General features: G+C 55.8%; 4 protein-coding genes. All 4 read right to left on the reverse strand.

The window, feature by feature from the left end:
- Nucleotides 1-383: 383 nt before the first annotated feature.
- Nucleotides 384-980 carry a HEAT repeat domain-containing protein gene (locus QME66_12940; protein ID MDI6809856.1) on the reverse strand — a complete coding sequence of 199 codons (597 nt, stop codon included), beginning with the start codon at nucleotides 978-980 and terminating at the stop codon, nucleotides 384-386.
- A 94-nt stretch (nucleotides 981-1,074) separates the two neighbouring features.
- Nucleotides 1,075-1,740 (reverse strand): tetratricopeptide repeat protein, encoded by a 666-nt coding sequence (locus tag QME66_12945; GenBank protein MDI6809857.1) that lies wholly within the window; start codon nucleotides 1,738-1,740, stop codon nucleotides 1,075-1,077.
- Nucleotides 1,737-3,128, reverse strand: a complete 1,392-nt coding sequence (locus QME66_12950; GenBank protein ID MDI6809858.1) for a hypothetical protein — start codon at nucleotides 3,126-3,128, stop codon at nucleotides 1,737-1,739. Before QME66_12950 ends, QME66_12945 begins: the two co-directional genes overlap by 4 nt.
- Before the next feature lie 16 nt (nucleotides 3,129-3,144).
- The coding region (locus tag QME66_12955) for a tyrosine-type recombinase/integrase (GenBank protein ID MDI6809859.1) at nucleotides 3,145-3,470 on the reverse strand (326 nt) is incomplete at its 5' end.

A 3,470-nucleotide genomic window follows, 5' to 3' on the forward strand; every position in this document is an offset into this window, starting at 1 on the left:
GCGCATGAAGCCGAGGATGGCGGGCGCGGCGTAGACGCGTCCGCCACCGCAGGCTTGATGCGCGTAACGGAGCGTAAGGGGCGGCTGGCACGAGGTTGCGGAAGCATACCGCAGTGCCAGCCGGGGGGAAGGTCCGCCGCTAAAACGGTAAAGGATCGTCCTTGCCACCCGGATCGCGGGAAGGTTCTTCGACAGGACGGGGGTCTTGAACAATGTCAAAAGTAAAGATGCGTCCCCGAAGCCCAGGCGCGAAAGCTGCCTTCTCTTTCAGCAGCTTTCGTGATCAGGGCCGGAGGGTAGAGACGGAGTGCCGCCGATGCGGCACGTAGGCGATAGCGAAGCAACCGGCGAGAAAAATGCCGTGCGCAGACCGGGGAAGACACTCATCTAGCGGTTGTGTTTGCCGGACTTTCCGTAGACGTCTGTGATCTTCGCTTTTCTATGCGGTGCATAGCCGTTTTGACTGATTCACGCAGGTTCTCCGGAAGTTCGGCTCGTGTAGCGACTTTCTTCAGAGCATCTAAAGCGGAGGCATCCCCGATCGCTCCGAGGGCCGATATGGCCCTTGCTTGTAACACATGAACGTCTTCTTCTTCCAGTTGCGGAGGATCCTCTACGAGCTTGAGCAAGGGCGGAACGGATCTCGTATCCTTGATTTCGCCGAGGGCTCGGATAGCGTTCTGAGCCACAGGGACTTCTGAACTGGTAATGAACTTGAGAAGTACGGGAACAGCTTCAGGATTAGCGAGATGCCCAAGAGTGACAACAACGCGGTTGCGCTCAACAGGGGAGGCATTCGGATCAGCAAGCGTTGCTATGCTTGTTCGGAAGGCCTCCGCTTGGTCGGGTATTGAAGAGTCCACTTCGCGCAGTCTGGTTTCCTTTTTCTCCGAGAACCTCGGCGCGACAGTACGGAAGAATTCACCAACACGGGCAATTGCCTGCTTCTGGATATCCGCTTCTTGGGGTTGAGTACTCATCTCGGGCGCGGCAAGTCCCAATTTGTCTTGTAGTGCCCTCACTCGCGATTCGAGCCGGTGTTCAGGTTCGATCCGCAAGACGGGCGAGTACTCGTCACGCAGGCGCCATAATCAACGCATCCATTCGTTCTTGGAATATCTTGTCCTGCTTACTGTGTGTCGCCGCCTCAATGGGATTCTCTTGAATAGCAGCGAGAATCTCACGGGCTCTTTTGTCGTCATGCAGAGAGTTATGGTAGATTCGCGCCATCTCATACCGCGCCCAGTCGGCCGTCCGTTCAGGGTATGCTTCCATGAATGATTCGTAGAGTTGGACTGCTTCCTGTGCGTCAGTGGTCAGTTCACTGGGCGGTTTTCGTAACCGTTCGGGCATGCCTTTCGACGTTGCTCCCGTGATCTCCGCCATGCTGGAGAACCATGAGCCGTTGACCACCAGTGCGCCTTTGGGGTAACGATCAACGATCTGACGGAAGACCTTGATGGCGTCGTCATACCGCTGCAACGAAGTCAAACATCTTCCTGAGAGTAGTAGCGCATCGTCGGCATATCGACTTTCAGGAAAGGCTGCGGCGATGGCGGTGAATTTGTTGGCGGCTGCTTCCTTGCTGGTGGTTCCCATCATATCGATTCTTGCTGAGACGAGAGCGGCAATAACGGCACGGTCCGAGTCTTGCTGACCAGCAAGCAGCACAGTGGAGAGAGTCAAGACAACAGCAATGAGAGGCGTGAGTTTCATCCGAACGGCCTGCCTTCTTTTCAAGGTATGACCTCCCACAAGATGTGTTCGTAATTCTCGGGTTCCATGACGCCGCTTACATTGTCTTTCCATTCGTACTGTGGGTCGTCTGGGTCAGGCGGGTCCTCGCCCATTGCATAGCATTTTGCGTAATCACGAATGCACTTCGCGTACTTGGTCATGAGCCAGTCTTCATATTGCTGGACGGTCCATCCCGATTTGTTCGTGTTGGTCGTCGGATCGTAGATAGACCCGCTGATTCTATTGAAACTATGGAAATTGAAGGTGTATGCCTGGCTACCCCCACCGATCGGCACAGGGTCTATTGATAATGTCCTTTGGCACTCGAAGTCCCCTACGCCACCAGTACCGCCACCGATAACCTTCGGCTTGTGGTCCAACCAGTATTGATAAGCTGTGACTCCCTGAGTGTGACTGAACGCAGCAAGGTAGGCGGCAAGGACGTGACAGTTTCCGTTCCACGTTACATTGTCTGCGATCCATTGCATCATTTCCGTGGCCACATGGTGATCGTCGTTCCCGGTGTATCCTTCAAGTTTGCGACATGTGGTGTCGTAGAACCACTGCGTGTATTCGTCGTGACCTCGCCCAGCAGATCGATCACGCTTGACCGGGGTTTTCATGACTGTATAGAGAATGTGTGGGGTCGGACTGTCCCCTCCCATTGTGACGGCCTCTGACCAGTCTGGCCAACTGCCATCCAATTTGCGGACAATGTACTTCCATGTAAGGTCCAGTGTGTCATAAAAGTTGATGGACGCGTACAACTCTGAGGATTCGAGAACGAGTTCGTCCTCGGTCCATGTCCAGTGGTGGAAATAGGCATTGGCTTCAGCGAAATTCTCCTTGTTGCCGTCGGCTTTCACCTTGACTTCGGTGTTGTCGGTAAGCCCTTCAGTGGCTTCGAACTTCGCCTCGACATCTGCGGTAGTTTCCTTGTCGTACACGGCGTAGTTCTTCGTTGTCTTATCTGTCTTGGTCCACTCGGGGTCTGTGCCGATGTTCTTGATTCTGGTATTGCTACTGCCTTTGAAATTCAGGTATGTCGGATAGGGTAACATCGCCTTGATTGTTCTGATCTTCTCGCATGTCGTGCCGCCGACCGTGACGGCCAACTTGACCTTGATGGTTCCTTCGGACTTCAAGGTCGTCTGGAAGTCCTCAGTCGTGGCCGTGGCCGGATCGCAAGTCCCTTCCAGAACCGACCAGGCATAGGTCACGCCGCTCAACCCGGTGGGTTCAAGATCGCCGTCGAACTTGACCTCCTCGCCCTTCAGCTGAACGTCGTTTTCCTCCGGCTCAAGGATGTCCACTTTAAGGACGGTCAACACATACGCGGGGTAAAGAAAGAACACGGCGAAGGCCGTTGTCCCCGTCTGGTATGTGGCCACGTTTTGCACGGCTTTCTTATGCCTTGTTTCCGGGCTTTTTGCGAGTCTTTCGTTTCCCTTTCGCCGTCTCCTTCCGGCCTTGCAACGCGCGCCACAGCGGCGCGTTGCGGCGGTCGTTCCAGTGGGGATGGTCGCCGCCGGTGAAGCGGGCGTCCTCGACCGTCCGGCGCCGTTCGCTGGGCGCGGTCCGGGCGTGGGCCTTCTGCAGGTCGGTCGGCACAACGTGGGTGTAAATCTGGGTCGTCATGATGTCGGAATGCCCCAGAAGCTCCTGGACGTGGCGGATGCTGGCCCCGCCCTTGAGCATTTCGGTGGCGCAGGTGTGGCGCAGGCTGTGGGTGG

The organism is Candidatus Eisenbacteria bacterium (assembly GCA_030017955.1).
In the GTDB taxonomy this organism is placed as follows: Bacteria; Eisenbacteria; RBG-16-71-46; order JASEGR01; family JASEGR01; genus JASEGR01.

What these genes read in the sequence shown, in the direction of transcription:
- QME66_12940 (MDI6809856.1), bottom strand. Translation starts at nt 980, where the DNA reads ATGAGTACTCAACCCCAAGAAGCGGATATCCAGAAGCAGGCAATTGCC.